This window comes from Melghirimyces algeriensis (genome assembly GCF_900182565.1).
Lineage (GTDB): Bacteria > Bacillota > Bacilli > Thermoactinomycetales > DSM-45169 > Melghirimyces > Melghirimyces algeriensis.
In genome coordinates this window covers 1-2,244 of the sequence record NZ_FXTI01000023.1, presented here as the reverse complement: position 1 = coordinate 2,244, position 2,244 = coordinate 1, and the positions used below count along the sequence as shown (strand labels likewise).

Sequence of the window (2,244 nt, the reverse complement as noted above, 5' to 3'; positions counted from 1 at the left end):
GGACCAACGGGTGGCCGGTTGCACCTGATCCTCACCGTTCGCCAGATGCTCCCACATCTGAGCGATATTGCGCGCCCCCGGAAAACGGCCACTCATCCCAATCACCGCAATAGGCTCTTTCTCCGGCTTCACCGATGCTTGAGGTTCCTCTGGCTTCCGCTCCTGCTCCAGCGGCTTCACCATTGTCGGCTGGGGCTCCTCCCGTTGTGACTTCTCCGTCGCTCCTTCCCTGTAAAAGGCAGCCATGGACTCCGTGTGCTCCGTCATATAATAGTCGGCCAGTTTGCCCAAGGTGGGATAGCCAAAAAAGAGCGCCGGGGTGATCTCCACCTCATAATGGACCGTCAGTTGCTCGGCAAAGGCGGCCAATGTAATCGAGTCAAAACCGAAGTCCGCCAGGTTACTCTCTAGGTGCAATTGATTCCGGGGGATTTTTAAGAGCTGTGAGGCGATTTCCTTCAGGTCCCACTCCACACATTGCCGGACGCTCAATCCCTTCATTTCCTTGCGCCGTCCTCGGCCTGCCGGCAAATCCAGGGCGACCGACCACCCCGGTGGTGACTCCACCGTCGTCGTCTGACCCAGGCCCAAAAAGCGGTGCACCCGCTCCGGCTGACCGACCAGTACCAACTGTTGTGTGGGTTCCTGACCTAACAGACGTTCAAAGAGGGCCAGTCCCTCTTCTGTTTCCAAGGCCCGCTGACCGCTTGAGGCCAGATACAGATGCGTCTGTTCATCGTCTCCCAGACCCATTCCGCCTTCTTTCCACAGCGGCCAGTTAATCACCAGAGTCTTGCCGGGAGATGCCACTTCCCGCTGATGGGCATAAGCCATCAGGAAGCGGTTGGCGATCGCATAATCCCCTGCCCCCATATCCCCCAGAATGGCCGATGAAGAAGAGAAGTAGCAGACAAAGTCAGGGGATTCCGGGGCAAAGACCTCATCCAGCACCTGCACCCCCTGTACTTTGGGAGCCAACACACGGGCAAAATCGGCAGTGGACTTGGTAAAGAGCGACTTGTTTCCGGCCAGTCCGGCGGCATGGATCACCCCATCCATCCCGCCAAAGCGCGCCTTTATCTCCTGTCGCACATTCTCCATGGCCGCCCGGTCGCAAACATCCGCCTGGCAATAGATCACCTGGCTGCCTGCCTGTTCCCACTGCTGGATCTCCGTAGCCAAGGCGTCGGATAAAGGCGACCGACCCGTTAACACCAGATTGACGGATCGCAAGCGGGTGAGACCGGCGGCCAATCGGCGGCCCAATCCCCCGCCACCACCGGTGATGAGATAGGTGCCCCCTTCTTTGATCATCTGGGCACTCGTTTTATCCTGAAGAGCATTTGTTGGCTCCATCCGGCACACATACCGCCGGTCTCCTTCATACAGCACACTCTCCAGGGCGGGGCTTGCCAGTTCATCGGCCAGCCGATCCAGCCATTCAACCATATCCAACCCTTCAGGTGTCACTTTCCGCAGAATCCCCGCCACACCCATCTGGGGCAGAATCAACCCCAGGGAGCGCTCCCAGCCGATCCAGGATTCCAGATAACAGCGCTCCAAGGGGGTGGTCCATTCACCCGCCCAGAGGAAACGCGCCGGTTGGGCTTCACCCGCCGCCTGAAGCAGATGGAAAAGGGGCCGATAATCGCGTATCGAGGCCCGATCCTCCAAGGGCCATAGATAGAACAGGGCAAAACCGGTGCCCCAGTCAGCCGCGATCTGATTGAGCGTTTGTCGGTAGGCCGGACCCTCCTCCCGGTTCAGTTGGTAATGATGCGGGCTTTCCTGGTGATCGGTCGCACCTTGGGCAACAAAGATCACCTCTGTTCCCGGATGGCGGGCTTGTACCGCTGTGCGCAACGCCTGTTGATGCGTGGGATCGGATAGAAAGCAGACCCATACCTTCGACGGGGTTACCCGCTCATCCGGCAAGGGTTGCGGTTGCCAGCTCTCCGCAAATGTCATCAACTGGCTGTCCCCAGCGGTATCCGCCACCTCTGCCGCCGCTTGAGGCTCTTCCGAAATGGGGGAGGGTGTAACCTCCGCCGTAGCAGGTGCATCCGGTTGGGACACCCAGTACCGTTCCTTGGCAAACGGATAGGTGGGCAATGGCACCCGGCTATATTGCCCATCCGCAAACAGGGCCGGATAATCCAGTTCATACCCCTGAACAAACAAATCCGCCACCGCCCTCAGGTTGTCCATATACTCTTCATGGTTTGCTTGGCACTGGCGGATGCA

The 2,244-nt window shown here is 58.8% G+C and carries 1 protein-coding gene; it reads right to left on the bottom strand.

Annotated features, from left to right (window positions below; translation table 11 throughout):
* On the bottom strand, window positions 1-2,244 hold a 2,244-nt coding region (locus tag FN782_RS16590), incomplete at both ends, for a beta-ketoacyl reductase (protein ID WP_185956397.1).